Source organism: Halolamina sp., from assembly GCF_036626355.1.
Classification (GTDB): Archaea; Halobacteriota; Halobacteria; order Halobacteriales; family Haloferacaceae; genus Halolamina.
Map to the genome: position 1 here is coordinate 34,243 of NZ_JAZKRY010000003.1, position 24,603 is coordinate 58,845.

At 66.5% G+C, this 24,603-nt stretch carries 23 protein-coding genes; 12 read left to right on the top strand and 11 right to left on the bottom strand.

Features of this window, described 5'->3' with window-relative positions; genetic code table 11:
* Positions 1 to 966, bottom strand: coding sequence for an ABC transporter permease (locus tag V5A38_RS00890; protein ID WP_332323857.1), 966 nt, complete (start codon positions 964 to 966; stop codon positions 1 to 3).
* A 200-nt stretch (positions 967 to 1,166) separates the two neighbouring features.
* Here V5A38_RS00890 and V5A38_RS00895 point away from each other — a divergent pair, with 200 nt between their 5' ends.
* The 3 genes from V5A38_RS00895 (at position 1,167) to V5A38_RS00905 (ending at position 3,658) form a co-directional block, all read left to right on the top strand.
* The gene (locus V5A38_RS00895) at positions 1,167 to 2,294 is read left to right on the top strand and encodes an ABC transporter permease (RefSeq protein WP_332323858.1); all 1,128 of its coding nucleotides are present in this window, start codon (positions 1,167 to 1,169) and stop codon (positions 2,292 to 2,294) included.
* Between the two features lie 168 nt (positions 2,295 to 2,462).
* Positions 2,463 to 3,185: a metal-dependent hydrolase gene (locus V5A38_RS00900; RefSeq protein ID WP_332323859.1), complete on the top strand. Its 723-nt coding sequence runs from the start codon at positions 2,463 to 2,465 to the stop codon at positions 3,183 to 3,185.
* 77 nt (positions 3,186 to 3,262) lie between these two features.
* Positions 3,263 to 3,658, top strand: a complete 396-nt coding sequence (locus V5A38_RS00905; RefSeq protein ID WP_332323860.1) for an OsmC family protein — start codon at positions 3,263 to 3,265, stop codon at positions 3,656 to 3,658.
* 33 nt (positions 3,659 to 3,691) lie between these two features.
* Here the strand turns inward: V5A38_RS00905 and V5A38_RS00910 are convergent, their stop codons facing one another.
* The 4 genes from V5A38_RS00910 to V5A38_RS00925 form a co-directional block, all read right to left on the bottom strand.
* The gene (locus tag V5A38_RS00910) at positions 3,692 to 3,841 is read right to left on the bottom strand and encodes a hypothetical protein (RefSeq protein WP_332323861.1); all 150 of its coding nucleotides are present in this window, start codon (positions 3,839 to 3,841) and stop codon (positions 3,692 to 3,694) included.
* 142 nt (positions 3,842 to 3,983) lie between these two features.
* Positions 3,984 to 4,610, bottom strand: a complete 627-nt coding sequence (locus V5A38_RS00915; RefSeq protein ID WP_332323862.1) for a transcriptional regulator — start codon at positions 4,608 to 4,610, stop codon at positions 3,984 to 3,986.
* Between the two features lie 45 nt (positions 4,611 to 4,655).
* Entirely contained in the window at positions 4,656 to 5,312 is a 657-nt protein-coding gene (locus V5A38_RS00920) for a CDP-4-keto-6-deoxy-D-glucose-3-dehydrase (protein WP_332323863.1), read from the bottom strand.
* 78 nt (positions 5,313 to 5,390) lie between these two features.
* Positions 5,391 to 5,762, bottom strand: coding sequence for a YlbF family regulator (locus V5A38_RS00925; protein WP_332323864.1), 372 nt, complete (start codon positions 5,760 to 5,762; stop codon positions 5,391 to 5,393).
* Between the two features lie 120 nt (positions 5,763 to 5,882).
* Between V5A38_RS00925 and V5A38_RS00930 the strand changes: the two genes are divergently transcribed.
* The 4 genes from V5A38_RS00930 to V5A38_RS00945 all read left to right on the top strand — a co-directional run bounded on the left by V5A38_RS00930 (position 5,883) and on the right by V5A38_RS00945 (position 11,852).
* Complete coding sequence (locus tag V5A38_RS00930; protein WP_332323865.1) at positions 5,883 to 7,253, top strand: hypothetical protein; 1,371 nt, start codon at positions 5,883 to 5,885, stop codon at positions 7,251 to 7,253.
* A gap of 149 nt (positions 7,254 to 7,402) precedes the next feature.
* Entirely contained in the window at positions 7,403 to 8,752 is a 1,350-nt protein-coding gene (locus tag V5A38_RS00935; RefSeq protein ID WP_332323866.1) for a hypothetical protein, read from the top strand.
* 163 nt (positions 8,753 to 8,915) lie between these two features.
* Entirely contained in the window at positions 8,916 to 10,301 is a 1,386-nt protein-coding gene (locus V5A38_RS00940) for a hypothetical protein (RefSeq protein WP_332323867.1), read from the top strand.
* 162 nt (positions 10,302 to 10,463) lie between these two features.
* Complete coding sequence (locus V5A38_RS00945) at positions 10,464 to 11,852, top strand: hypothetical protein (protein ID WP_332323868.1); 1,389 nt, start codon at positions 10,464 to 10,466, stop codon at positions 11,850 to 11,852.
* 43 nt (positions 11,853 to 11,895) lie between these two features.
* Here V5A38_RS00945 and V5A38_RS00950 read toward each other — a convergent pair whose 3' ends face one another.
* The 3 genes from V5A38_RS00950 to V5A38_RS00960 form a co-directional block, all read right to left on the bottom strand.
* Positions 11,896 to 12,540 (bottom strand): dienelactone hydrolase family protein, encoded by a 645-nt coding sequence (locus V5A38_RS00950; RefSeq protein ID WP_332323869.1) that lies wholly within the window; start codon positions 12,538 to 12,540, stop codon positions 11,896 to 11,898.
* A gap of 63 nt (positions 12,541 to 12,603) precedes the next feature.
* On the bottom strand, positions 12,604 to 13,020 hold the full coding sequence (locus V5A38_RS00955; RefSeq protein WP_332323870.1) for a VOC family protein: 417 nt from the start codon (positions 13,018 to 13,020) through the stop codon (positions 12,604 to 12,606).
* Between the two features lie 48 nt (positions 13,021 to 13,068).
* Positions 13,069 to 13,584, bottom strand: coding sequence for a hypothetical protein (locus V5A38_RS00960; protein WP_332323871.1), 516 nt, complete (start codon positions 13,582 to 13,584; stop codon positions 13,069 to 13,071).
* 105 nt (positions 13,585 to 13,689) lie between these two features.
* Between V5A38_RS00960 and ileS the strand changes: the two genes are divergently transcribed.
* Positions 13,690 to 16,899, top strand: a complete 3,210-nt coding sequence (gene ileS, locus V5A38_RS00965) for an isoleucine--tRNA ligase (protein ID WP_332323872.1) — start codon at positions 13,690 to 13,692, stop codon at positions 16,897 to 16,899.
* 170 nt (positions 16,900 to 17,069) lie between these two features.
* Here the strand turns inward: ileS and V5A38_RS00970 are convergent, their stop codons facing one another.
* Positions 17,070 to 17,798 (bottom strand): class I SAM-dependent methyltransferase, encoded by a 729-nt coding sequence (locus V5A38_RS00970; RefSeq protein ID WP_332323873.1) that lies wholly within the window; start codon positions 17,796 to 17,798, stop codon positions 17,070 to 17,072.
* Between the two features lie 57 nt (positions 17,799 to 17,855).
* Positions 17,856 to 19,067: a glycerol-3-phosphate dehydrogenase/oxidase gene (locus V5A38_RS00975; protein WP_332323874.1), complete on the bottom strand. Its 1,212-nt coding sequence runs from the start codon at positions 19,065 to 19,067 to the stop codon at positions 17,856 to 17,858.
* Between the two features lie 84 nt (positions 19,068 to 19,151).
* On the opposite strand from V5A38_RS00975, the gene V5A38_RS00980 reads away from it, so the two are divergent.
* Positions 19,152 to 19,823, top strand: a complete 672-nt coding sequence (locus V5A38_RS00980; protein WP_332323875.1) for a 2,5-diamino-6-(ribosylamino)-4(3H)-pyrimidinone 5'-phosphate reductase — start codon at positions 19,152 to 19,154, stop codon at positions 19,821 to 19,823.
* 132 nt (positions 19,824 to 19,955) lie between these two features.
* Here the strand turns inward: V5A38_RS00980 and V5A38_RS00985 are convergent, their stop codons facing one another.
* The gene (locus V5A38_RS00985; RefSeq protein WP_332323876.1) at positions 19,956 to 20,756 is read right to left on the bottom strand and encodes an inositol monophosphatase; all 801 of its coding nucleotides are present in this window, start codon (positions 20,754 to 20,756) and stop codon (positions 19,956 to 19,958) included.
* 95 nt (positions 20,757 to 20,851) lie between these two features.
* On the opposite strand from V5A38_RS00985, the gene V5A38_RS00990 reads away from it, so the two are divergent.
* From V5A38_RS00990 to V5A38_RS01000, 3 genes are read left to right on the top strand one after another with little or no spacing between them, the layout of a single operon-like run.
* On the top strand, positions 20,852 to 22,129 hold the full coding sequence (locus tag V5A38_RS00990) for a Single-stranded DNA binding protein (protein WP_332323877.1): 1,278 nt from the start codon (positions 20,852 to 20,854) through the stop codon (positions 22,127 to 22,129).
* Entirely contained in the window at positions 22,126 to 23,736 is a 1,611-nt protein-coding gene (locus V5A38_RS00995) for a hypothetical protein (RefSeq protein ID WP_332323878.1), read from the top strand. The genes V5A38_RS00990 and V5A38_RS00995 overlap by 4 nt, the downstream gene beginning before the upstream one ends.
* Positions 23,736 to 24,503, top strand: a complete 768-nt coding sequence (locus tag V5A38_RS01000) for a metallophosphoesterase (protein WP_332323879.1) — start codon at positions 23,736 to 23,738, stop codon at positions 24,501 to 24,503. The genes V5A38_RS00995 and V5A38_RS01000 overlap by 1 nt, the downstream gene beginning before the upstream one ends.
* Positions 24,504 to 24,603: the final 100 nt, after the last annotated feature.

A 24,603-nucleotide genomic window follows, 5' to 3' on the forward strand; every position in this document is an offset into this window, starting at 1 on the left:
TTACTCGCCGACACGGGGGTCCAGTGCCATCTCGACGAGGTCCTGGACGAACGTACCCAGGAGGCCGATAACGACCGGGACGAACGTCGTCCCCAGAATCAGCGGAACGTCTCGTGCATCGATCGCCCGGAGGCTGAGTTCACCGAACCCGGGGATCCTGAACACCGTCTCGACGACGTAGATGCCCAGAAACAGTACAGTCAGCGACTCCGTGAGGAACAGCGTAAAGACGGAGGCGCCGAGCAGGCGGAGCGCGTGTCGCACCACGTCCCGGTCCCGGCCGCCCTTCATCCGGACCAGTTTGGCGGCTTCCGTCCGGACGAACTCCGCGGTGCCGGAACGGACGTACCGGACCTGTACCACGGTCAACGCGGCGGCAATCGTCACCGACGCCAGAAACAGGTTCGGGAGGTTCGTCGCCGCGAACGTTGTCGACGGCTCGTACTTGTAGAACCGCAGCAGTTCGAGGCGCTGAATCGACTGCATCGCCAGCAGATAGCCCAGCCAGTAGCTCGGGACGGCGCCGAGCACGATAGCCCCGCCCGCGGCCAGTCGCGCCGCGAGCGAACGAGGTCGAACCGCGTTCCAGACGCCCGTCACGACCCCGGCTATCGCCGCGAACGCCAGTCCAGGAAGCACGTATGCGAGGGTGTTCGGGCTGACGAAGCGGATCAGTCCGAGGACGGAGCCCTCCCCAGCGGCCCGGGCCTGCCCCCAGTCGAGCGTGGTGTAGGAAACCAGCCAGCCGATATACCGGGTGAGCAGCGCCACGTCGCGGTTCCGAGCGGCCCGGTAGCCTGCGATGGCGGCCTCGGTGTCGCTGCCACTCATGGCGGCCGCGTACGCGACGAACGCCTCGTTCGGGTCCGGGGTGAACGCGACGAAAAAGAACGTCACCGAGAGCAGGGCGTAGGCGGCGACGACGATGAACGCCAGCCGACCCAGGAGATAGCGGGTTCTGCTCATCGCCACCGCTCCAGCGGATCGGTGGCGGCCGTCTCTGGATGCGAGAGCGGGGCGGCGCTCCCCGCTGGCAGCTGGCCACTCTGTTCCAGCCGCGATTCGGTCATCTGCTAACGCTTTCCACGGCACTCGGAAAGCTGTTACTCAAACGAGCGCTACGGTCTCCAGCAGCTTTTTTCACGGCCCCGAGCAGTTGTAGTCGGATGAGCGACCTGCGGTTCACCGACCTCGAGTTCGACGACGCCGCCGGAGGCCCAAGGCTCTCGCTCACAGCCTCGGCCGTGGCAGGGGCGGCGTTCCTCCTGCTCGGGGCACTGTTCGTCTACGACTACACGGTCGACTCGTCTCTCGTCGCGTTCCGGCAGCTCGACTGGCCGCTCGCCGCGGCCGTGCTCGTGGTGGTTGTGTACGGGCTCGGCCCGCTCGCACGGCGGCCGGCGCTCGCGCGCGAGGGATTTGCGGATCTCGCCGAGGACCGCTGGACCCTGCTCTCGCTGCTCACGGTCACGGTACTGTTTCTGGTTGGTCTCCTGGGGCCATTTCTTCTCTCTGAACCGCGGGTTCACATCGCTCACGGCAACCAGCCGCCGGTCTGGATGTCCGTCCCGACGATTCTGGTGAACGGCTGTACCGGCGCGGTCGTCGATGGCCACTGTTTCGGCACCTGGCGGTTCCCGCTGGGCACGGCCCGGGGCGGCTACGACGTCCTCGTCTGGTCGGTGCACGGGCTTCGAGTCACCGCGGCGCTCGCACTCATCTCGGGGCTGGTCGTCGCCGGCGTTGGGACTGCCGCGGGTGCGGTGGCGGGCTACGTCGGCGGTCGTCTCGACGAGGTGCTGATGCGCTACATCGACGTACAGCAGGTGGTGCCCGCGTTTCTGGTGTACGTCGTCCTTCGGCTGGTGTTGGAGGGGTCGCTGTTCACGCTGGTGTTCGTCTTCGGCCTGCTGAACTGGGGCGGGACTGCACGCCTCGTCAGGAGTGAAACGCGGACGGTCGCGGAGTCGGGCTACGTCACAGCCTCGCGTGCGGCCGGCGCGAGTCGGCTGGGTGTGCTCCGCGCGCACATCATCCCGAACGTCGCCGGCGGGGCGCTGACCTCGGCGACGAACCGCGTGGGGACGCTCGTCCTCGCGGAGGCGTCGCTCTCGTTCCTCGGGTTCGGACCGCCGCAGGCGTACTCGCTCGGTCGGCTGGCGGCAATCGGGCTCCCCTCGCTCCAATCGTACCCCTGGATCTCCACGATACCCGTTGTGATACTTGCCGTCACTGCGCTCGCGCTGGGGGTCGTCGGCGAGGGCGTGCGTGCCGCGTTCGACCCGCGTGACTGAGGCCCCTGAAGTCGAGGAGGTGCGTGAGGCGTTTGGCGACGACGAGGCGGTGGTCATCATGCAGAAATCGCTCACCCGGTGAGCGTGTTTCATCGTCCCGTGACGGCAGAGACGACCGTCCAGTCACGGCAGTAACATTCAGGGTGCGCGGACCCTACACGCAACTGCATGACGTTCGAACTTACCTACCACGGCCACTCGACGTGGTCGGTCACCGTCGACGGCACAGCGCTGCTGATCGACCCGTTCTTCGACACCCCGTTCACCGACACTACGCCCGCTGAACTGGACCCGGACCACGTGCTCATCACCCACGGGCACGCCGACCACATCGCGGACGCCGACAGCTTCTCGGGGGCCCACTTCGTCGGCACGCCTGAGGTGACGGGCTATCTCGGCGACGAGTACGGTATCGACCAGTCGACCGGGATGAACCTCGGCGGGACCGTCGAACTTGACGACACGTTCGTGACGATGGTCCGGGCCGATCACTCCAACGGCCTCGACACCGGCTACGGCGCCTCGGGTGGGATGCCAGCCGGCTACGTGGTCAGCGACACGAAACCAACGCAGCTGAGCGATACCGACAGCACGTCGTTCTACCACGCCGGCGACACCGCTCTGATGTCGGAGATGAAGGACGTCATCGGCCCGTTCCTCGAACCCGACGCCGTCGCCGTTCCGGCTGGTGACCACTTCACGATGGGGCCGGCGCAGGCGGCCGTCGCCGTCGATTGGGTGGCTGCGGACGTGGCCTTCCCGATGCATTACGACACGTTCCCACCCATCGAAATCGACGTCGACGACTTCGGTCGCGAGGTCCGAGCGACTGGCAGCGATGCCGACGTCGTCGTCCTCGGCGGCGACCAGTCCTACACGCTCTCGGAGTAGCGGGTACCGGGAGCCCTCTCCGATGTTCTGTCGGTGTAGCAAGCTTTAGGCGCCGAGCAGTCTAACGTCGGGACGCAATGAGCAAACAGGTCACCACCGTTTCAGAGGAAGGGTACGCATCGACGACCGACGTCCGGGAGTTCTCCGTGGATATCGACCCCGGTGGAGAGTCCGCACCCGACACGCTGGAGGCACTGCTTTCGGCCTACGGCGCCTGCTACGTCCCGGCGCTCCGCGTCGGCGCCCAGCAGCGCGACGTTGGCGAACTCGGCCATATCGAAATCGAGATCACCGGCGAGCTCAACGACGAGGACAAACTCGCGAGCGTCCACATGCATATCGCTGTCGGCGCTGACGTGAGCGAGGCGGAGGGTCAGGAAACTATCGACCGAGCGTTCGACCTGTGTAAGGTCCACGACGCGCTCAAAACTGAGCTGCACGCTGAGACGAGCTTCGAAGGAAACGCGTTCTGAGGTCGGCGACGACCCGCCGTTGGGCCGTCCCGATCACTGCTCACGCTGCCGTTCGCGGTACTCTCGGTAGGTCATCGCCTCGCCGTCACAGATGACGAGGTCGGTTCCCACGGCCGAGAGATCCGGGCCAAGGTCACGGGTCGGCTCGTCGCGAACGACGCGCGGTGTTTCTGACTGCACCATAGCTTGTAAATGCGATTCTGTAGAGATAAGTCTTTGGTAGATATTGACAACCAAGGATAGGATAGCCCGGTGGATTGCGGAAACCGAGCTCGGAGAACGGCAGAGAACGGGGACTGAAACCGCCAGCGCACCGGGCCGTCGGTCAGGCGATGTCGCGAGAGGTGTCGATTCTGACCTCGTTGGCCAGCTGGAGCTTGATGGGCTCTTTCAGCGCTTTCCCGCCGCGGAACTTGGGGACGACGAGTCGGTTCTCGACCTCCGCGTTGGTGATCTTGGTTCGCAGGTCGAACACCACGTCGGAAACGTGCCCGGTCACGTCGCGGTTCTCGGGCTCGCTATCGCTTTTCATCCCGTGAAGGACGGCGATGCTGCCGGTGTTGACCATCGCCGTCTGTAGCTCGTTGAGGAACCGCCGGTAGCGGCTTTTCTCGTACTGTTCCAGCGTGTCGACGACGTCGACGATGAGCGTCGACTCCTCCGGCAGCGTGCCGACGAGACGGTTGGCTCGGTCCAGTGGCGCGTCGCCGCCGACGTCGCGGACCGTTGGACTCCCGGTCCGTGTTTGCGTTTTCGCGATCGCGTTCCCGACGGCCTGGTCCGAGCGTACTGTCGTGAGGTAGAGCGTCGGCCTGGCGGCGGTGAGTTCGTAGAGGAACAGTTCGGACTGGCTCTTGGGGTCGGCCACCAGTAGCACGATGGAGCCCGGTGGAATACCGCCCTGAATCTCTCGGTCGAGGACGGAAATCCCCGTCGATAGCCGTCCAACCATGTCCGCCCATACACACTTCTATGCTAAAAGCGTTCCGTGCAGCTATCAGTTCTCACAACCGATTTCGGCCGGAGCCGCCTCCCGAAGCCGGTTGGCGATCGCGGAGTACCGTTCCTGCACGCGGTGGCTCTCTAAGGGCTGCGTTGGTTCGGAGGGAATGCAGCCAACAACCGAACAGTCGAGCAGGTCCCCAGCCCCCGGGGGACGAACGACGGCTCGGGTGAGCAGCACGCCGATCACGGGAGTCCCGACCGCTCGTGCCATCGACGCCGTCTTCGCTGCGTCCCGGAGCGCCGGTGCGCACGCAGTGCTCACGAGCAGCACCGCATCGACGGCCTGCAACGGCGCGGCGGCGTCGACACTTACCCCTGCGGGGGTGTCGACGAGTATCGGTTCCTCGGTTCCATCATCGCCGCCGTGCTTGGCCGCCAGACGATTCAGCAGCCGGTCGGTTCGCGGGGCGTCTCCACGCGGTGCGGGAAGCACCCGACAGTCATGCTGGGGACAGGGCTGGCCGTGCCCTGACTGATCTCGCACTGCTGCGTCGAGCCCCGGCTCTGGGTTCACCCCTGCGAGCGCGTGGAGGTCGGGCATATCCCGGTCGGCGTCGACGACGAGCGGTTTGCCGGGCAGCGCGGCGGCGAGTCCGAGCGCTGTCGTGGTTTTGCCGACCCCACCCTTGCCGCCAGCGATTGCGAGCATGGCGCTACTGGGCGCGTTCCCCTACAAGAACTCTCGGCAGCAGGAATCGGTGGCTGGTGTCGAGTTCGCGCAGTCGATTCAGTGCTGACAGCAGCCGCCGGCCTCGCCGCCGAAATCGACGGCCAGCGGCTCCGAGATGGCCTGGTTGATGGCTTCGAGCCGTTCCTGGAGCACCTCCTGTGCCTCCAGATACTCCTGCATCACTGGCAGTGAGTGGAGTTCCCGCTGTGCGCGCTTGACCTCGTCGACGGCTTTCTGGTCGGCCGAGCCGGTTTGACGGGCGAGATTGAACTCCTGGCGGAGCTGTTCGAACTCCTCGATCTGCTCCTGGGCCGCCTCGTTACTCTCGACGGCCCGTTTGGCCGCCTCGAACCGCTCGTACTCGTCGGTTGCGGCGATGCGCTCGCCGAGTTCGGTTCCGAGGTCGTCGACAGTCGTCCCGACGCTCATAGCCGGGTTAATAGCGCGGCTGGTTTAGCTCTGCCGACCCAGGTTGTTTCCTTCGGGGCTTTCCTCCGCTGCATGCCACGACGGTGAACGCTTTTACCTCGCCGTCCCCTGGGTTCGTCGATGCCTCTCCTCTCTCCGGAGCGCTTTGGGACGCTGTTTCGGTCTCTCGATTCGGCGGCGCGGACAGCGTTCATCGCGCGACTCTGGGCGGCCCGGGAGTGGGAGACGACGATTGACGGGACTGATGTCATCGCCACTAGCGGTGACGCTACCCAGCGCATCCGTGTCGTTGATCCCGGCTGGTTCGGGATGCCGTCGCTGGAGGAGGCCGACGTGCTCGTTACGGCCCGCGATCGGGAGCCCGTGCGCGAGGCAGCGGCGGCCGCGGATGTGACGTATCTGCCTCCCGAGGCGGTCCGAGACCGGCTGCTCTATGGGCTCGACCGCGAAGCAGCGGCGACGCTGTTCGCGGAGACGTTCGACCACTCGCTGGAGGCCGCTCCGGACACGACGTTTCCCTTCTCGAAGCGGATTCTGGGGGCTGGCACCGCCACCCTGGGCGCCGTTCGCGAGCGCGTCGGCGGCTCCCGACAGCTCAGCCTGCTGCTGGTTGTCGCGCTGCTCGTGGGCGTCGCGGTTGCCGGGCCCGCGCTCTCGCCGGCGGGAGAGAGCGACGTCACAGTCCCCTCGGAGACGTACACGGCGGGCGAGGCAGGCGCACTCGGTGGCTCCACTGAAACAGCGACATCGGCGACTGCAGCCACCGCTGTCGACGACGCTGCCCGACCGGACGGTCTCGGCGAGCGCAGCATCACCGACCGCTCGGCGCTGCTGGATGGCCACGTCGACGCGGTCCTCTGGACGTCGCGGACGCTGAAAGTGCGGGCGAGCGGGCCGCCGAACGCGACACTGATGAACGGGCGAGAGATGTGGCGGTACACGAGCCGTATCGCGAGCCCGCGGCAGTATCGCTTCGACGGGCGGTTCGTCTTCCCACCGTCTCGGTTCCCGCCGGCGAACGACTCCACTGTCGATATCGTCGACGTGAGTATCTACGCCGACGGGCGGTCGAAGTACCGGAAACAGGTTGACCCGACCGAGACGAGCTACCGCGAGTACGCCATCGACACGACCGGCGACGCTTCAGGCTTTGCCAGGGAAGTCCGGAGCTACTTCGAGGCGTTCCTTCGGGGGGACCGCTCGGTCGTGGACTGTGTGGGCACGCTCGAGTCCGGGGAGTGCTTCGCCTACCGGATCGTCGTCACCGGGGCGCCCTCAACATTTCCCGACGCCGACTCCTACCGTGCGGTCGCAGTTGTGCAGGACGACGGTATCATCACCTCTCTCGAGGTCTCCTATACGCTGCCGGACCGGGACGGCGATGGTAGCCGCGAACCGGTGTACTTCACTGTCGAGTACGACGCGATTGGAGAGACGACTGTCTCCACGCCGGACTGGCTGTCGGAGGCCAGGAACGAGACGGGGGGTTGAATACGGGACGCTTGCGGATTGCGCTCGCCTGTTCGTATCGGAGCGTTCTCGGATCTCCCGAGCTATCGTGACCACTCCCGCGGTGCAGTTTCCGAAGAGTCACACCAACCCGGTGAATGTTTTTCCCCACGCGGTCCCTCCTCACACCAATGCCCTTCCCCTCGGAGGAGGCGTTCAGACAGTTGTTTCGCGACCTCTCCACAGCGGAGCGGCTGCGGTTCGTTGCGGGACTCTGGGCAGCGCGAGGCTGGGAGACGACTGTCGTGAACGGTGTGATCATCGCAACCTCAGACGGGGAGCGACAGCGTCTCTGCGTCGTCGACCCCGGTCGGTTCAGAACGGCTGTCCCCGACGATGCCGATATACTTGTGCCGGTGCAGGAGCGTGCGTCGCTTCGGACTGCGACCGAGCGTGCCGATCTCCAGTACGTGCCACCCGCCGAGCTCCGAGAGCTACTCCGCTACGGCGTTGACCGGGACATCGCCGCAGCGCTCTTCGAGGAGACGTTCGGCCAGCCGTTGGACGCAGAGAGCCACGTCGCGCCGCCACGTTCCCAACAGCTTCGGGGGGCTGTTTTGGAGTTGGGAAATCGCAGCTACGACCGGTTTGGTGGCTCTCACATCCCCGTGAGCGTGCTCGTCGTGGTGCTGCTGGTGAGTGTCGCCGTCGCTGGTCCAGCGCTCATCTCCACCGATGAGGAGCCCACACGGGTCGTCGAGACCGCGACGCCTTCACCCGGTGAAGCCAATGAAGCCGCCGGGCCGAGCGGACTCGGAACGGACGCGCAGGGGGAACCCGTTTTCCCGCCGGGAATGGTCGAGTCCGGTATCAGTGACCGCTCGGCGCTCATCGAGGCGCATCAGAACGCAGTGAGGAATCGCCAACGGACGCTGCACGTAGCCGCGGCCGGCCCCCCGAACGCGACGTTCATGTCCGGACGCCTCGCGTGGAACTACACGATGCGAGCCGAAGGCTCCTTTCACTACCGCGTCGATGCCAACCACACGTTTCCAGCAGCGGCGGATACGGCGACGGCTGGCCCCGGAACTGTCCGAATAAACCTGTTCTCGAACGGCGGGGTCAACTACCGCCGACGGGTGAACGCAACCCAAACAACCTATCGTCGCTATCCGATGGCGGACGGGGACGACGCGTCGACGTTCACCGACGAAGTGAGCGGGTTCCTCGGAACGTTCCTCCAGGGCGAGCTGACGAGGGTCGACTGCGTCGACGATACTGACTACCGCGGCGCCCACTGCAGCATCATCATAAGATGGGCCCCGCCGTCGTTCCCGGCCGCCGAAGGCTACCGAGCGTCCGCAACCATCAGGCCAAGCGGTCTGGTCTCCTCGTTCTCGGTCAGCTACACGCTCCCTGATACCGACAACGACGGCAAGCGCGAACTCGTCCAGTTCAGCTTCGAGTACGACACGCTCGACACGACGACAGTGTCGGAACCCGAGTGGCTCCCCGAAGCGAAAAACGAGACGAGCAACTGAGTCCGGGATGGAGTTGGATGAGCTTCGCCCAACGCGTCTTGCCTGATGGTGTTCAGCACGCGCATCTCCCTCGAACCGCCGGAACCGAACTAGCGGATCCGGTCTTCAACTAGCCACGCCACCGGAGTGAACGCTTTTCCCGAAGTAGTCCCTTGCTTCACAAATGTCGCTTCCTTCGGAGGAAGCGTTCACGCGGCTGTACCGCGCCCTCGATGGAGCGGAGCGAACCGCGTTCGTCGCCGACCTCTGGGCGGCCCGGGGCTGGGAGACGACGACTGCGGGCGAAGTCGTCGTCGCCACCCGCGACGGCACCGAACAGCGGATTCGCATCGTTGACCCGGGCTGGTTCGCCGTCCCGACAGTTGAGGACACGGACGTACTCGTCACGGCCCGCGACCGAGAGGCCGTCGAGGCGGCCGCCGACGCAGCATGCGTTCGGTACGTCCCGCCTCCTGTACTGTTCGACCAGCTCCGGTACGGGATCGACCGGGAGACGGCTGGGGCGCTGTTCGAATCGACGTTCGGCCAGCCGTTCGACGCGCCGGACCCACACGCCGAGTCGCCACTGGCCGAACGGCTCCGGCAGTGGGCCACAGGCGTTCGACAGGCACCGCGTGATCGCGTCGGTGGATTCCACGTAGCCATGAGCGTACTCCTCGCGATACTCCTCGTCGGCGCCGTCGTCGTCGGTCCCGCCCTGTCCCCGAATGAGCCGGAGGCGATACCGTTCGCTGGAATGGCGACGAATTCCACCGAGGCTGCGGGCGCTCTCGGCGGGGCGGGGGCATTCGCGACCGAGGCGTCGAACTCGAACAGCTTCCCGCCTGGGATCGGCGAAAACGGTATCGAGGACCTGGACGCTCTCGTTGGGGCACACGAACGCGGTGTGATCGATCGAGAACGGACGCTCCGAGTCGCCGGGATCGGGCCGCCGAACGCGACGTTCATGGTCAGCCGGCTCGCGTGGAACTACACCGTTCGAGTCAAGCGGTCCTACCACTACCGATACAACGCTAACTACACCTATCCACCAGCGACGGACTCGAAAAACCGGTCCAGTGTCGACATCGTCCGTATCGACAGGTTCGCCAACGGTGGCACTACCTATCGCCGCCGGAGCGACCCGACCGTAACAAGCTACATCACGTATCCGACGGAGGTGGAGGGTGGTGCCCGGACGTTCACTCACGAGGTGACCGTGTATCTACAGTACTTCCTGGACGGCGAACGTTCACGGGTCGACTGCTCGGGCCCCAATGCCGGGGATACCGCTGCTGACGCCGTGGCACATGTCGACGTTCAGAGCTGCCGGGTCGTCGTCACCGGCGCCCCGTCGGCGCTGCCGAATGCGGCGGCCTATCGCGCTACAGCCACCGTGACCAGGACAGGTGTCGTCCGCTCGTTATCCGTTCGCTATACGCTTCCGGACAGTGACGGCGACGGGGAGCGCGAGCCGGTCCGGTTCTGGATCGCGTACGAATCCTTGGACTCGACGACGGTGTCGGAACCCGAGTGGCTCCCCGAAGCGAAAAACGAGACGAGCAACTGAGTCCGGGACGGAGTCGGATGAGCTTCGTCCGACGCGTCTTCCCTGACGATGGCGGACACACGACGCTGCTTCGAACTGTCGAAGCCGCACTATCGGGTCGTCCATCAAACAAACACGCCAGCGCGGTGAACGCTTTTGCCGACGCAGACCCTCCCCTCGACAATGTCGCTCCCCTCCGAGGAGGCGTTCACGCGGCTGTTCCGCAGCCTCGACGAAGCGGAGCGCACGGCGTTCGTCGCCGACCTCTGGGCGGCCCGGGGCTGGGAGACGTCGATCGAAGGGGGTGCAGTCGTCGCCACCCGCGACGGCATGGAGCGGCACCTCCGCGTGGTCGACCCGGGCCGTGTCGGCGTGCCAGCACTCGATGATGCGGACACCCTCGCTCCCGCACGCGATCGGGACGCCGTCCGGAGAGCTGCTGAACGGGCCGGCGTTCGGTACGTCCCGCCCGCTGTCCTCTACGAACAGCTCCGCTATGCGGTCGACCGAGAGACAGCCACAACGCTGTTCGAGTCGACGTTCGAACAACCGTTCGATGCGCCGGGCCCCCACGTCAGACCGCCGGTTTCAGAACGGTTCAGGCAGTTCGTGGCCGAGACACCGCGGACAGCCCGAAACGGTTTCGGAGAGCCCCGGCTCGCGCTGAGTGTGCTGCTCGTCGTCGTCCTCGTTGGGGTCGTCGTCGCTGGCCCCGTACTGACCCCGAACGAGGGAGACGTGCCACAAGTTGCCGAAAATGCCACTGCCGGGACTGCGGGGGCTGGCGCGCTCGGCGAGTCGAGTGGGCCGAGCGATTCGGCAACCGAGGCGACGAACTCGGACGGTCTCCCGCCGGGAGTCGGCAGGTCCGGCATCACCGACCTCTCCAGGCTTCTCGCGGCGCACGAACAGCGGGTGATCGGTCGGCAACGGACGCTCCACGTTGCCGCGACGGGGCCGCCGAACTCGTCGTTCATGGACAGTCGCACCGCGTGGAACTACACTGTTCGTGTTCAGCGATCCTACCACTACAGCTTCGACATGAACTACACCTATCCGTCAGGGGGGCTCTCGAGAAACAGGTCCGGCGCGGATTCCGTCCGTATCGGCGTGTTCGCTAACGGCGGGGTAAACTACCGCCAGCGGGTCGATGCGACAGGGACGAGCTATCTGCGGTACCCCACAGAGGCGGCGGGCGGGGCCTGGACGTTCACCACCGAAGTGACGAGGTATCTCCAATACTTCCTCAGCGAGGAGCAGTCGCGGATCAGTTGTACCGAGTCCGGGAACGGCGGTGCCGGAATCAAGACACATAGCTGCCGAATCGTCGTCACCGGCGCGCCGGCGACGATCCCGAACGCGGAGTCCTACCGGGCCACGGCCGTCGTCAACAGGAACGGGGTCGTGACCTCTCTCGCCGTGAGCTACACACTCCCGGACAGTGACGGCGACGGTGCTCGCGAGCCTGTTCAGTTCACGCTCTCCTACGAGTCGCTGGACACGACCACTATTGCCGAACCCGCGTGGCTCCCCGAGGCGAAAAACGCGACATCCGAGTCGTCCTCGGCGTGAGAACAACACGCCATGGACGGTGGAAACCTCGACGAACGAGGGGCTACGTGTGCTCCTCGACGAACTCGACGAGTGACGCGAGCTCCTCGCGCCCGATTCCGTGTCCGGTGTCGAACGCGCCGAACGTCACCTCGGCGCCGACCGCTTCCAGCCGGTCCGCGGCGGCCTCGCCCCGATGGGTCGGAATGATCTGGTCGGTCTGTCCGGCAGCGAGGAAGACGGGCTTGCCCTCGATTCCCTCGGGGTCGTGGTCGGCGTGAGACTCGGCGAGATAGCCGTGGTGAGCGGCGACCCAGGCGAACCGGTCCGGCTCCTCGAGCAGCAGCGAGAGGGTGGTGATAGCGCCCTGGCTGAACCCGAGCAAGCCGAGGCTGTCGGCGTCGAGGTCGAACGCCCCGACGGCGGCGTCAACTGATTCGGCGACGAGGTCCAGGCTCCGGCGGAACTGCTCGTCGTGGGGCTGGCTCTGTTCCAGGCCACCGGCCGAGAGGTCGAGTTCGTACCAGGTGTAGCCGCCCTGCAGGCGGTCCGGCGCGCGGAAGCTGATGACGTGCCGGTCACCCGGAAGCTGCTCGGCGACGGGGAGCAGGTCCTGCTCGTCGGCGCCGCGGCCGTGGAGGATGAACAGCGCGCTGTCGGTGTCGCCATCGGGCTCTCGGTGGACGTATTCGAGCGGAATCTCGCTCATACGGGCGGTTCGGGCTCAGGCGGTTTGAACATCTCCTTCGTGGCACCCGCCTCGCCTTGCCGGTCACGCCTCCGGCCCCACCACCTCTACCTTCACCCCCTCCGGGTCCTCGCAGTAGAGCGCGTAGTACCCGCCCGCGTAGGGGTGCTGGTCTTCGTAGAGTAGCGTCGCGTCCCGCCGTTCCTGGACGCCTTTCGTGAGCCTGTCCACCTGCTCCCGCGAGGCGGCGTGGAACGCAACGTGATTCAGTCCCGGGGCGTTGCGGTCGAACTCCGCGTTCTTGTCGGTCTCGACGAGGACGACGTAGGTAGGCCCGTTCATCCACGACCGGCCGCCGGCCCAGTCGTTTTTCAGCTCGTAGCCCAGTTCACCGAGGAGCCAGCCCCAGAAATCGACGGCGGCGTCGATATCTGCGGTGTACAGCTCGAGATGATGAATCGCGCCGCTGCGGTCGGGATCGGCGTGGTCGTGCTCAGCCATGCGGTCACCATCGGAGAGCGGCCGTAAATCTTCTCGGCCGGCGTCGATTCAGAAGCACTCGAGGGTCGTCCCGTTCCGGAGCCGGGCGAGCGAGACGTGGTCGTCGCCGTCGGACTCAGCCCGAACGAGGCGGTCCTCGGTCACGAGGTAACTCGCCGGCGTGGGAGCCCCGTCCCAGTGAACCACGATCGGGGTTCCCTCGCCCTCCCGCTCGTAGTAGCCGCCGTTGGTGTACGACTGGAGTCGGACCACGTACATGTCTCCCCGTCGTGTGACGCTCAGGTCTTCGACGTACACCTCGAGGTAGCTCAGGTTCTGCCCCGCGAGCGCGTCGTTCCGGAGCAGCGCTGACTCGTAGACCTCGACGTACTCCCGGACTGAATCCGTCGAGAACGTCGCCGGCGGGTCCGGGTAGGGCTGCGCGTCGACGTCGGATCCGTCGGCGGTCGGCGTCGGTTTCGGCTCTTCCATACAGGATCCTGTCGGTGTCGGAGGAGCGTCGGTTCCGAGCGGCGCAGTACAACCGGCGAGGACGAGGAGGGTGGCGAGCATGAGGGTACGCATCGATCCGTTCGTGTTGCCGTTCCGATAAACCGTTTGTGGGGAGAGGTTCGACAGTGTGGCTGCCGGACCACCGGGTTGATAAGCGACCCACGACAGCGACACAGTATGGACGAGGAGGTTCCGGACCAGTACGCGCCGCGGGAGATCGAGGAGGCGGTCGCAGACCACTGGGACGACCACAACGCCTACGAGCGGACGAAAGACGCCCACGCCGACGACCCACCGTTCTTCTTCGTCGACGGCCCGCCCTACACTTCGGGTCAGATGCACCTGGGGACGGCCTGGAACAAGACGCTGAAGGACTCGGTCGTTCGGCGCAAACGGATGGAGGGGTACAACGTCACCGACCGGCCGGGCTACGACATGCACGGCCTGCCCATCGAGACGAAAGTCGAGTCGGAACTCGGCTTCGACTCCAAACAGGAGATCGAGGAGTACGGGATGGAGGCGTTCATCGACGAGTGCAAACGGTTCGCGGTGGAGAACCGCGAGAAGATGGACGAGGACTTCCAGTCGCTGGGGGTCTGGATGGACTGGGAGAACCCGTATCAGACCATCTCGCCGGAGTATATCGAGGCCGCGTGGTGGGCGTTCGCCGAGGCCCACGAGAACGACCTCGTCGAGCAGGGCAAGCGCTCCATCACCCAGTGTCCCCGGTGTGAGACGGCCATCGCGAAAAACGAGGTCGAGTACCACCAGGTCGAGGACCCCTCCGTCTACGTGAAGTTCCCGCTGAAGGACCACGAAGGAAGCCTGGTTATCTGGACGACGACGCCGTGGACCATTCCGGCGAACACGTTCGTCGCCGTCGACGAGGCGGCCACGTATCAGCGGCTCCGCGCCGAAGGCGACGGCGAGAGCGAGGTGCTCTATCTCGCTGAGGAGTGCGTCGAGGAGGTGCTCTCGAAGGCGGGCTACGACGACTACGAGGTGCTCGAGGAGTACGACGGCGCCGACCTCGTCGGCTGGCAGTACGAGCACCCACTGGCCGAGGAGGTGCCCGACCACCCCTCCTTCGTCGGCGCCGGCCAGGTTTACCACGCCGACTACGTCGAACTCGACCGCACCGGACTGGTCCACTCCGCCCCCGGCCACGGGCAGGAGGACTTCGAGCGGGGCGACGAACTCGGCCTCGACATCTTCTGTCCGGTCGGCGGCGACGGCGTCTTCGACGAGCGCGCCGGCGAGTACGCCGGTCAGTTCGTCCGCGACGCCAACGAGGACATCATCGACGACCTGGCGTCCAGCGGCTCTCTGCTCGCTGGCGAGACGTACACCCACGAGTACGGGCAGTGCTGGCGGTGTGACACGGATATCATCTTCCTCGCCACCAATCAGTGGTTCATCACCGTCACCGACGTGAAAGACGAACTGCTCGAGAACATCGAGGACAGCGAGTGGCATCCGCCGGAGGCCCGAGACAGTCGCTTCAGGAACTTCGTCGAGGATTCGCCGGACTGGAACGTCTCCCGGCAGCGATACTGGGGCATCCCCATCCCGATCTGGACGCCCGAAGGCTGGGTGCCCGAGGAGGGAGACCCCGATGATCTCGTCGTCATCAGTACGCGTGAGGAACTGGTCGAGCGAGCCGACCAGGACGTCGACGTCGAGGAACTCGACCTCCACCGGCCGACCGTCGACGACCTGACTATCACCGAAGAGGGCGTGACCCATAGGCGCGTCCCTGACGTGTTCGACGTCTGGCTGGACTCCTCGGTCGCTTCCTGGGGAACGCTCGACTACCCCAGCAACGAGGCGGATTTCGAGGAGTTCTGGCCCGCCGACGTCATCGTCGAGGCCCACGACCAGACTCGTGGCTGGTTCTGGTCACAGCTCGGGATGGGCACCGCCGCGCTGGACCGCATCCCATACAAGGAGGTAGTGATGCACGGCTTCGCGCTGGACAGCGACGGCCGGAAGATGTCCAAGAGTCTGGGCAACATCATCACCCCGCACGAAGCCATCGAGGAGGTCGGTCGGGACCCGCTCCGGGCGTATCTGCTCAGCCACGACCAACATGGGGCGGATCTGCGTTTCGAGTGGGACGGACTCGAGGAGATGCAGTCGACGCTCAACATCCTCTGGAACGTGTTCCGGTTCCCGCTACCGTACATGGAGCTGGACGACTACGACCCCGGTGAGGCTGACCTCGGCAACGTTCGCCGGGATCGCTCCGAGCACGACGAGCCAGTCGGGGCCGGAGGCTCCGGCGTTGGCGAGCTCAGCGTCGTGGACGAATGGGTTCTCTCGCGGCTCCAGACGGTGACGGCCGAAACCGAGGAGGCCTGGGACGAGTACGCGGTCCACGACGGGCTCAACGTCCTGCTCGATTTCGTCACGGAGGACGTCTCCCGGTTCTACATCAAGGCCATCCGCGAGCGAATGTGGGAGGAGAGCGACTCCGCGAGCAAGCGCGGCGCTTACGCTGCGCTCTCGACGGTTCTCGACGAAGTCGTTCGCCTCATCGCGCCGTACACGCCGTACCTCGCCGAGCTGATGTACGAGACCCTCGACGGTGAGGCAGCCACGGTCCACATGCTGGAGGCGCCGACGCCGGACGAGGCGCTCCGCGACCCCGAACTCGAGCGCAACATGACCGTCCTCCGGGACGCCGAAGAGGCCGCCGCGAACGCACGCCAGCAGGGCGGGCGGAAGCTGCGGTGGCCAGTTCAGGAGGTCGTCATCGAAACCGCGGATGAGGAGGTCGCCGAGGCGATGGTCTCGCTCGAGGAGCTGTTCCTCGAGCGCGTGAACGCCCAGCGCCTCGTCGTCACGGAGCGCTACGGGGAACTGGTCGAGGTGGCCGAACCGCAAATGAGTGTTATCGGTCCCGCCTTCGGCGGCGACGCCCAGGACGTGATGGCCGCCGTTCGGGGCAAGCGCCGCGAGGACGTCGAAAACGGCGTCGAAGTCGACGACGAGACGGTGGAACTCGACGACGAGATGGTGGAGTACCATGCGAAACCGCCGGAGAACGTCTCCGCTGCGGAGTTCGACGGCGGGACGGTGTACGTAAACACCGAGCTCACCGAGGCGATCGAGCGCGAGGGGTACGCTCGCGACCTGATCCGGCGTATCCAGGAGACACGAAAGCGTCTGGATCTCGACGTCGAGGAGGAGATTCGCGTCGCCGTCGACGCCGAGGACGACCGAGTCGCCGGCTTCTTCCAGGACAAGCGCGACCTGGTCGCAGATGAGGTTCGTGCAGCCGCGTTCGTTGACGTCGACGACATCGACACTGACAGTGGGCTGGTCGAGGAGTGGCAGATCGAGGGCGTGACGGTCACGATCGGCGTCGAACCCGTCGACGACTAACAGCCAACTAGCCACGACGAACCTTTTTCTCGGATAACGGGACCAGCCAACCGTGTGATCTGAGAGTCACGGCGCGACGAACACGGCGAGGACCTCCGGAGCCCGTCGCGCCGACCCCACTACTCCGGTTGTTCGCCAGCCGTCGACTCTGGCATCAGGGCCTCCCTCATTTATTCGGGAGTCGCCACCAGCAGGTAGTAGCCGCCGGCCTCCACCTCCCGCGCCTCCTCCACGGCGAACCCTGCGTCGGCGACGAGCCTCTCCCAGTAGTCGAGTGGGTCCGCCGCCGAGTCGTGCGGAATCGGGAGCTCCAGCACCCCGAGGGTTCCGTCGGGCTGGAGCACGCGCCGGGCCTCCAGGAGCGCCGACTCAGCGGCCGCTCGCGGGAGGTCGTGGAGCACGCGACAGGCAGTGACGACGTCCTGGCTCCCGCTGGCGAGAGGGAGCCTCGCCGCGTCCCCCGCGACCACCCCGGCGTCGAGTCCCGCCTCTGCAGCGTTCCGCCGTGCCAGCGTCGGGCCGTTTCCGAGGATGACCCGGTCGTCGAACACGTCGAGGCCGAGGAGCCGGCAGCGCTCTGGCACCGCCGGAGCGAGGCCGACCAGCGAGCGACCGGTGCCACAGCCGACATCCAGGGCCTGCTCGGCCTCCGCGTACGGCATCGCCTCGCGGAGCGCTCGGTATTTCCAGTCGTCGGGCTGCCAGGGCGGCGGCGAGAGCAGCCGGTCCAGCGGGCCGCGACCGCGCTTGGCACCCGCAGCGACGAGAGTGAGCGCTGTTGCTTTCGCGAGCGCCCCGTCCCGCCGTCCCACAACGAGTCCGGCGATGACGAGCGCCACAGCACCGAGCAGTCGACGACCCCGGCGTCGCCAGTGATAGATGCCGAAGTAGTAGGCCATACGGGGTGCATCGGCGACGACGCTCTTCAGCCTCGGGGAGCTGGCAGGCCCGCGTGCTCAGCCGATCATATCGCTATCGGCCGGGCCGGCCGCGCTGAACTCGGCGACCAGGTCGTCGAGCCGGTTCGGCTCGCCAGCACCGGGGAGTTCGTAGTCAGCCGTTCGACCGGACTCGTCGATACCGAGCCGCTGGCAGAGTCGATCTGTGGCAGCTTCGGCCATCTGGCGGTATGTCGTCAGCTTCCCCCCCACGACGCTGTACAGTTCTTGCGCGCCGGCGTGGTCGACGATGGCGAAATCGCGGGAGATTCCACGGCTCCCGCGGTCCACCTCGTCGGGTTCGTAGAGCGGCCGGAGGCCCCAGTAGGTGCGCTCGACGGTCGCGTCGGTGAGGGCCGGCACCATCTCGGCGCACTCTTGGAGCGTTCGCGCGACCTCCCAGTCGGCTCGCTCGAACTCGTCCGGGTTGGCAACGGCGACGCTCGTCGTGCCGAGCACGGCCTGATTGCCGTGCGGAACGACTATATCTCCGTCAGCGGGTGGCCGGCAGCGGTTCAGCACCGGACCGATTCCGGTGTAGTCGACGCTGACCATCACGCCCCGGGTGGGTCGCATCTCCAGTTCAGCGCCCGCCAACGCGGCCACTTTGCCAGCCCACGGCCCCGCGGCGTTGACAGCCGCGTTCGCCTCGATGCACCGGTCGCTCTCGCCGCCGACGTGAACGGTTACCCCCTCGCTACCAGCGTCGATAGCCGTCACTGGGCTCCTTGTAGATATCTCAGCACCGTGCTCACAGGCACTGGCCGCTGTCGCGGCGACGAGTCTTGAGGGGTAGACGACACCGTCGGGAACTGCGATGCCGCGAGCGATATTCTCGCTCACGTCGGGGACCCGCTCGCGGACAGCTGCTCCACCGAGGGTCTCGGCGTCGATGCCAACCTCCCGGCAGGCCTCGACCTTCCGGTCGAAGTACGCAGAATCGTCGTCCTCGAGTTGGAGGAACAGCCCACCGGTATCGGCCACACATCCCTCGGCGATTTCTCGGAGGATACGGTTCTCGCGCCCACAGTCGGCAGCGCCCTCGGGGTCGGATTCGGCGTAGCGGGCGCCGCTGTGAAGCACGCCGTGGGAGCGCCCAGACGTGCCGGCGTTGAGCCCCTCGCCGCGCTCAAGCAGCGTCACGTCGACGCCCCGCATCGCGAGGTCGCGCGCGATGCCGACGCCGGTGGCGCCGCCGCCGATAACGACAACCGCCGTCTCGATGCTCATTATTTCGGCGGTGGGGAGGGGCCGACTTGAGCGTTCCTCGTCCGCGACCGAAAGACCCGACCCGTCGGCGCCCGGAGTCGTATTATGCACGTCCACGTGAACGCTGCCGAGAGCGTCGACGGGAAGCTCTCGACCCGCGAGCGCGAGCAGGTGGCCATCTCCGGTCCCATGGATTTCGACCGGATGGACGCGCTCCGCGCTGAGTCCGACGGGATCCTCGTCGGCGTCGGGACCGTCCTCGCTGACGATCCCAGTTTGACGATCAAAGATGGGGCACGGCGCGAGCGCCGCGTGGAGAACGGATGCGACCCGAACCCGGCTCGCGTCGTCGCCGACTCGCGGGCGCGGACGCCGACGGATGCCGCGGTGCTCGACGACGACGCGACCACGTATCTGCTGGTGAGCGAGGCGGCGAACGACGCCGCTATCGATGCACTGGACACTGCTGGCGGGACCGTCATCGTCGCCGGGACGGAGCGGGTCGACCTCCGCGCGGGGTTGGACCGACTCGCCGGACTCAGCATGCAGCGGCTGCTGGTCGAGGGCGGCGGCGAACTCATCTTCTCGCTGTTCGAGGCCGGGCTGGTCGACCGGCTCACCGTGTTCGTCGGCTCCGTCGTTATCGGCGGTCGGGACGCCCCGACGCTCGCCGACGGGACGGGGTTCACGGACACGGACGCGTTCCCGGAGCTCTCGCTCGAGGACGTGGACCGACTCGACGAGGGCGTGGTTCTTCGCTACGACGTCGAGGAGTAATACTGCCGGACAGAAGTCAGTACAGAGTTGCGCACCAACCTTTAACCATCACACCAGGTGACGGCCGATCCACGGCGAGCGATAGTTGCATCGTTCTGTCCGGCAGTATAAGCCCTCTCCGTCGATGGCCAGTCAATCCGCCGCGTCGAAGGCGTCGACGAGTCGGTCGTGAGCCGCGCCGTTCGAGGCGATGAGTCCCACGGCGTGTGGCGTCCACCGGTCGCCGTGGATGTCGGTGACAGTACCACCGGCCTGGCGGACCAGATGGGCGCCGCCGACGAGGTCCCACGGATGGAGGGGGACCGCCGAAACGGCGGCTTCGAGTTCGCCCGCAGCCACTGCCGAGAGGGCGAGCTGCGCGCAGCCGAACCGGCGGTGGTCACCGAACTCCTCGGCGACGATTCCGACGTATTCGGATAGCATCCGGCGGTGGCGTGGGGAGAGTCCGAAGATTGGGTTGATGGTGAACTCCTCCGGCGCAGTCCGGTCGCTCACCGAACAGGACTCGCCGCTCCGCCTCGTTCCGCCGGCGGCGGCGACGTACGTGTCACCGATCGCGGGGAACTCGTTAACAGCAGCGACCGGCTCGCCGTCATCGACGGCGGCGACGGCGACACCCCAGTTGCGGTTGCCACCGACGAAGTTGTTCGTGCCGTCGATGGGGTCGACCACCCAGGCGTCGCCCTCCTCGGGAACGGTCGTCCGGGTGTCGATGTTGGGGAGTGTTTCCTCGCCGACGATGACGGCGTCCGGCTTCTCCTCTCGTAGCAGCGTGGCGATTCGCCGCTGGACCTCGCGGTCGAACTCGGTGACGGAGTCGAGTGCGCTCGCCTTCGACTCGACGGTGAACTCCCCGCGAAATCCGCCCATCGCGACCTCGGCCCCCGTGACTGCGGCCTCCCGGGCGACCGAGAGTCGCGTTTGTGTGTCCATATCGGTGAGTGGGTGGTCGAGGCTCAAGGGTAGTTCGATTGGCCGCAGGCTGTGGGAACTAACCCTTATTACCCATGGAGACCCAGATTCGCCTGATGGACGTTGATACACACGCCGAGGAGCTCGCCTCCGCTCTCGGTGTTGACAAAGAGGAGGTCAAAGAGGACCTGGAGAACCTGCTCCAGTACAGCGTTCCGGTCGACGAGGCAAAACAGAGCATCCGCCGCAAACACGGCGGTGGTGGCGGCGGCGACGGCACTCCCGAATCGCTCGATGTGGCCGACCTCACGACCGAGCACGATAACGTCACCGTCACCGTCCGGGTGCTGACGAAAGGGACTCGCTCCATCCGCTATCAGGGCGAGGACATCACCATCCGCGAGGGCGAGTTCGCCGACGAGACGGGGGCGGTTTCCTACACAGCCTGGCAGGAGTTCGGCTTCGAACCGGGCGATACCGTCACCGTCGGCAACGCCGGTGTACGCGAGTGGGAGGGGAGCCCCGAACTCAATCTCGGCGATAGCACCAGCGTCGCCCTGGAAAACGAGGAGCTCCCGGTTCCGTACGAGGTCGGCGGCGACCGCGACCTCATCGGTCTGGCAGCGGGCGACCGAGGTCGGAACATCGAGGCCCGGATCGTCGAGGTCGAGGACCGCGTAATCGATGGTCGCGATGGGGAAACCGAGATCCTCTCGGGGGTCATCGGCGACGAAACCGCGCGCCTGCCGTTCACCGACTGGGACCCGCACCCCGAAATCGAAGCGGGCGCGAGCGTCCGACTCGAGGACGTCTACGTTCGGGAGTATCGCGGCGCGCCATCGGTGAATATCTCGGCGTTCTCGACCGTCGAAGAACTCGACAGGGAAATCGTCGTCACCGACGATGCCCCGTCGATGAGCATCGGCGAGGCCGTCGCCGGCGGCGGTCTCTTCGACGTGGAGCTCACCGGGAGCGTCATCGAGGTCCGGGACGGCTCCGGCCTCATCGAGCGCTGTCCGGAGTGCAATCGCGCGATTCAGAACGGCGAATGCCGCTCCCACGGCAGCGTCGACGGCGAAGACGACCTGCGGACCAAAGCGATCCTCGACGACGGCACGGGCACCTGTACGGTGATTCTGGACCGAGAGATCACCGAGGAGATCTACGGCGGTGACCTCGACGACGCCCGTGAGGCCGCTCGCGAGGCGATGGACCGCGACGTCGTGGCCGACGCCATCGCCGCCGAGTTGGAGGGCGGGGAGTACGGCGCCCGCGGCTCGCTTTCGGTCGACGAATACGGCGCCAACCTCAACGCCGACGAGTTCGCGCCCACGGATGTCGATCCGGGCGAGCGAGCGCACGAACTCCTCGCGGAACTGGGGGTGGGCCCATGAGCGCCGACTCCGGGCCGGGCAACCGCGAGGTCGCCCGGCGGCTGTTCGCCGCGGAGTTCGACGACGCGACGCTGTCTTACTCCGAGAGCGACGAGGAGCGCGCGCCGAACTACGTCGTCACCCCGACGGGGGCGCGCGTTAACCGTCTGTTCGCCGTTGGTGTGCTGACGGAGGTCGAGCAGGTCAACGAGGACAGCCTCCGCGGCCGCGTGGTAGATCCGACGGGCGCGTTCGTCACCTACGCCGGCCAGTATCAGCCCGACGAGCACGCGTTCCTGAGCCGGGCCGACCCGCCGATGTTCGTCGCGCTGGCTGGCAAAGCCCGGACGTTTGAACCCGAGGACTCCGACCGGGTGTTCACCTCGGTCCGCCCCGAGAGCCTCAACGAAGTCGACGCCGAGGCGCGGGACCACGGGGTGGTCACCGCCGCCGGACGCACCCTCGACCGCATCGCCGTCTTCGCGGAGGCCCTCGGCGCCGACGTGCGCGGCGACGCGCTCCGGGAGGCGCTGGAACGCGAAGACGTCGACACGTCGCTCGCCGCGGGCATCCCGAAAGCGATCGAGCAGTACGAAACCGGGACGGCGTATCTCGAAGCCGTTCGGCGGCTCGCCGTCGAGGCGGTCGAACAGGTCGCCGGCGAGCGCGATGCCGTCCAGTCCCTCGAAACGATGCCAGGGGATTCGACCCCGACTGAACTCGGGCCGCTCCCTGAAACGGCGGTCTCGCTGGACGATGTCGAACCAGTGAGCGAGGCTCCGGCTGCAGAACCGGCTGAGACAGCGGCGGCAGGCGAGGCAGCAGGAACTGAGAGCGCTGTGGGGACGGAAGCCGAACCTGCCGAAACTGCCGCCGTCGAACACCAGGCCGAAGCCCCAGAAGCCGAAGCCCAAGCCGAGTCCCCGGACGTCAAAGCGGAACCGAAGGCGACTGAACCAGTGTCCGAGACTGGGGCGGCTCCCACCGTGGAGCCCGAAGCCACCGAGTCCGACGCGGAGCCGCCCGAAGATGAATCCGCAGAATCGGCGGAATCAGACCTCTCGGAACCCGAGCCCCAGGAGTCCGTGGCCGAACCCGAGGAGCCGGCATCGGGCGACGAACTCGGCGATTTCGAGGGAGATTCGGTGCAGGAGACCGTCGAGAAAGAGACCGAGGAGCTCGGCGATTTCGACCCGTCCGAAACCGTGGACGACGAAACGGAGGCACTGACAGAGAGCGAGCGCAAGGAGGTCGAAGCGGAGTTCGGCACCGAGTTCGCGACCGGGAGCGAGGTCGGCGGCCCGGGCGAGGCGGGTATCGACGTGCCGACCTCCGAGGAGGAACTCGAGGAGCTCGAAGACGAATCCCCCGGTGAAGAACCAGCGACCGAGGAAGCCGAGAGCGAGGAGGCCGCCGACAGCGAGGCAGCTGCCCTCGACCTCGAAACCATCGTCGTCGACACGATGAGCGAACTGGACGAGGGCGATGGCGTGGCCCGCGAGGCGGTCGTTGCCGCCGTCGTCGACGAGCACGGTGTCGAGGCCGACACCGTCGAGGACGCGATCCAGGACGCGATGATGAGCGGGAAATGCTACGAGCCCGGTGAGGGGACGCTGAAGGCCATCTGATGGCCCTCGTCGAGCCGGTGCCGGGGGCACCGGCCGCGACCCTCGCTCTCGGCGACGAGCGCGCACTGGCTATCGCGGATTACCACGCCGGAATCGAGGTCGGCCTCCGGTACGAGCGCGGAGTGGAACTCGATTCCAACGCCGGCCAGCGCCGCGAGCGCGTGCTCTCGCTGCTCTCGCAAACCGATGCCGACCGGCTGGTCGTGCTTGGCGACTTGTTCCACCGCATCGCCGAGCCTGACGGTGCGGAGGCCGAGGAGGTACGGGAGCTTCTCGACGCGCTGGAGGCCGCGGACGTCCCGCTCACGCTCGCACGCGGGAACCACGACGGAGGCGTCGAAGAGGTGTTCCCCGACCGGTTCGACGTGCTTCCGTCCGACGGGATCCGAACCGGCGACGTTGGACTGGTGCACGGTCACACCTGGCCGAGCGAGGAGGCGCTCTCGGCGCCGACGCTCTGTATGGGGCACGAGCATCCGACCGTCCGACTCACCGACGATGTGGGCGGAAGTCGCGTCGAACGTGCGTGGCTCCGCGGGCCGCTCGCGCAGGAACCGTTCGCCGAGCATCTCGGCATCGAGGCGGTGGGAATGGCGTGGAGCGATCCGGAACTCGTGGTGTTCCCGGCGTTCAACCTGCGCTCGGGCGGGACGTGGGTGAACGTCGAAGGGCAGGCGTTTCTCGCGCCGTTCCTCCCTGTGGGGCTGGCGTCCGCAGAGGCGTATCTCACCGACGGGACGCGACTCGGCCCGTATCAGGACGTCTGATAGTGATTACTGCGAGTCTGTCCCGCCGTGACCATCCGTGTCGGTGATGGGAGCCCCTGAACCGGCGGCGTTCGACACCGTCGATGAACCTATTCGCCGT

Excerpts from the sequence above, each read along its gene's own strand:
- V5A38_RS00980 (WP_332323875.1), top strand. The coding sequence starts at position 19,152 with ATGCACGTCCACGTGAACGCTGCCGAGAGCGTCGACGGGAAGCTCTCG.
- V5A38_RS00975 (WP_332323874.1), bottom strand. The coding sequence starts at position 19,067 with ATGAGCATCGAGACGGCGGTTGTCGTTATCGGCGGCGGCGCCACCGGC.
- V5A38_RS00995 (WP_332323878.1), top strand. The coding sequence starts at position 22,126 with ATGAGCGCCGACTCCGGGCCGGGCAACCGCGAGGTCGCCCGGCGGCTG.
- V5A38_RS01000 (WP_332323879.1), top strand. The coding sequence starts at position 23,736 with ATGGCCCTCGTCGAGCCGGTGCCGGGGGCACCGGCCGCGACCCTCGCT.
- V5A38_RS00985 (WP_332323876.1), bottom strand. The coding sequence starts at position 20,756 with ATGGACACACAAACGCGACTCTCGGTCGCCCGGGAGGCCGCAGTCACG.
- V5A38_RS00905 (WP_332323860.1), top strand. The coding sequence starts at position 3,263 with ATGAGCAAACAGGTCACCACCGTTTCAGAGGAAGGGTACGCATCGACG.
- V5A38_RS00930 (WP_332323865.1), top strand. The coding sequence starts at position 5,883 with ATGCCTCTCCTCTCTCCGGAGCGCTTTGGGACGCTGTTTCGGTCTCTC.
- V5A38_RS00910 (WP_332323861.1), bottom strand. The coding sequence starts at position 3,841 with ATGGTGCAGTCAGAAACACCGCGCGTCGTTCGCGACGAGCCGACCCGT.
- V5A38_RS00945 (WP_332323868.1), top strand. The coding sequence starts at position 10,464 with ATGTCGCTCCCCTCCGAGGAGGCGTTCACGCGGCTGTTCCGCAGCCTC.
- V5A38_RS00920 (WP_332323863.1), bottom strand. The coding sequence starts at position 5,312 with ATGCTCGCAATCGCTGGCGGCAAGGGTGGGGTCGGCAAAACCACGACA.
- V5A38_RS00895 (WP_332323858.1), top strand. The coding sequence starts at position 1,167 with ATGAGCGACCTGCGGTTCACCGACCTCGAGTTCGACGACGCCGCCGGA.
- V5A38_RS00900 (WP_332323859.1), top strand. The coding sequence starts at position 2,463 with ATGACGTTCGAACTTACCTACCACGGCCACTCGACGTGGTCGGTCACC.
- V5A38_RS00915 (WP_332323862.1), bottom strand. The coding sequence starts at position 4,610 with ATGGTTGGACGGCTATCGACGGGGATTTCCGTCCTCGACCGAGAGATT.
- V5A38_RS00935 (WP_332323866.1), top strand. The coding sequence starts at position 7,403 with ATGCCCTTCCCCTCGGAGGAGGCGTTCAGACAGTTGTTTCGCGACCTC.
- ileS (WP_332323872.1), top strand. The coding sequence starts at position 13,690 with ATGGACGAGGAGGTTCCGGACCAGTACGCGCCGCGGGAGATCGAGGAG.
- V5A38_RS00925 (WP_332323864.1), bottom strand. The coding sequence starts at position 5,762 with ATGAGCGTCGGGACGACTGTCGACGACCTCGGAACCGAACTCGGCGAG.
- V5A38_RS00940 (WP_332323867.1), top strand. The coding sequence starts at position 8,916 with ATGTCGCTTCCTTCGGAGGAAGCGTTCACGCGGCTGTACCGCGCCCTC.
- V5A38_RS00960 (WP_332323871.1), bottom strand. The coding sequence starts at position 13,584 with ATGCGTACCCTCATGCTCGCCACCCTCCTCGTCCTCGCCGGTTGTACT.
- V5A38_RS00990 (WP_332323877.1), top strand. The coding sequence starts at position 20,852 with ATGGACGTTGATACACACGCCGAGGAGCTCGCCTCCGCTCTCGGTGTT.
- V5A38_RS00955 (WP_332323870.1), bottom strand. The coding sequence starts at position 13,020 with ATGGCTGAGCACGACCACGCCGATCCCGACCGCAGCGGCGCGATTCAT.
- V5A38_RS00890 (WP_332323857.1), bottom strand. The coding sequence starts at position 966 with ATGAGCAGAACCCGCTATCTCCTGGGTCGGCTGGCGTTCATCGTCGTC.
- V5A38_RS00950 (WP_332323869.1), bottom strand. The coding sequence starts at position 12,540 with ATGAGCGAGATTCCGCTCGAATACGTCCACCGAGAGCCCGATGGCGAC.
- V5A38_RS00970 (WP_332323873.1), bottom strand. The coding sequence starts at position 17,798 with ATGGCCTACTACTTCGGCATCTATCACTGGCGACGCCGGGGTCGTCGA.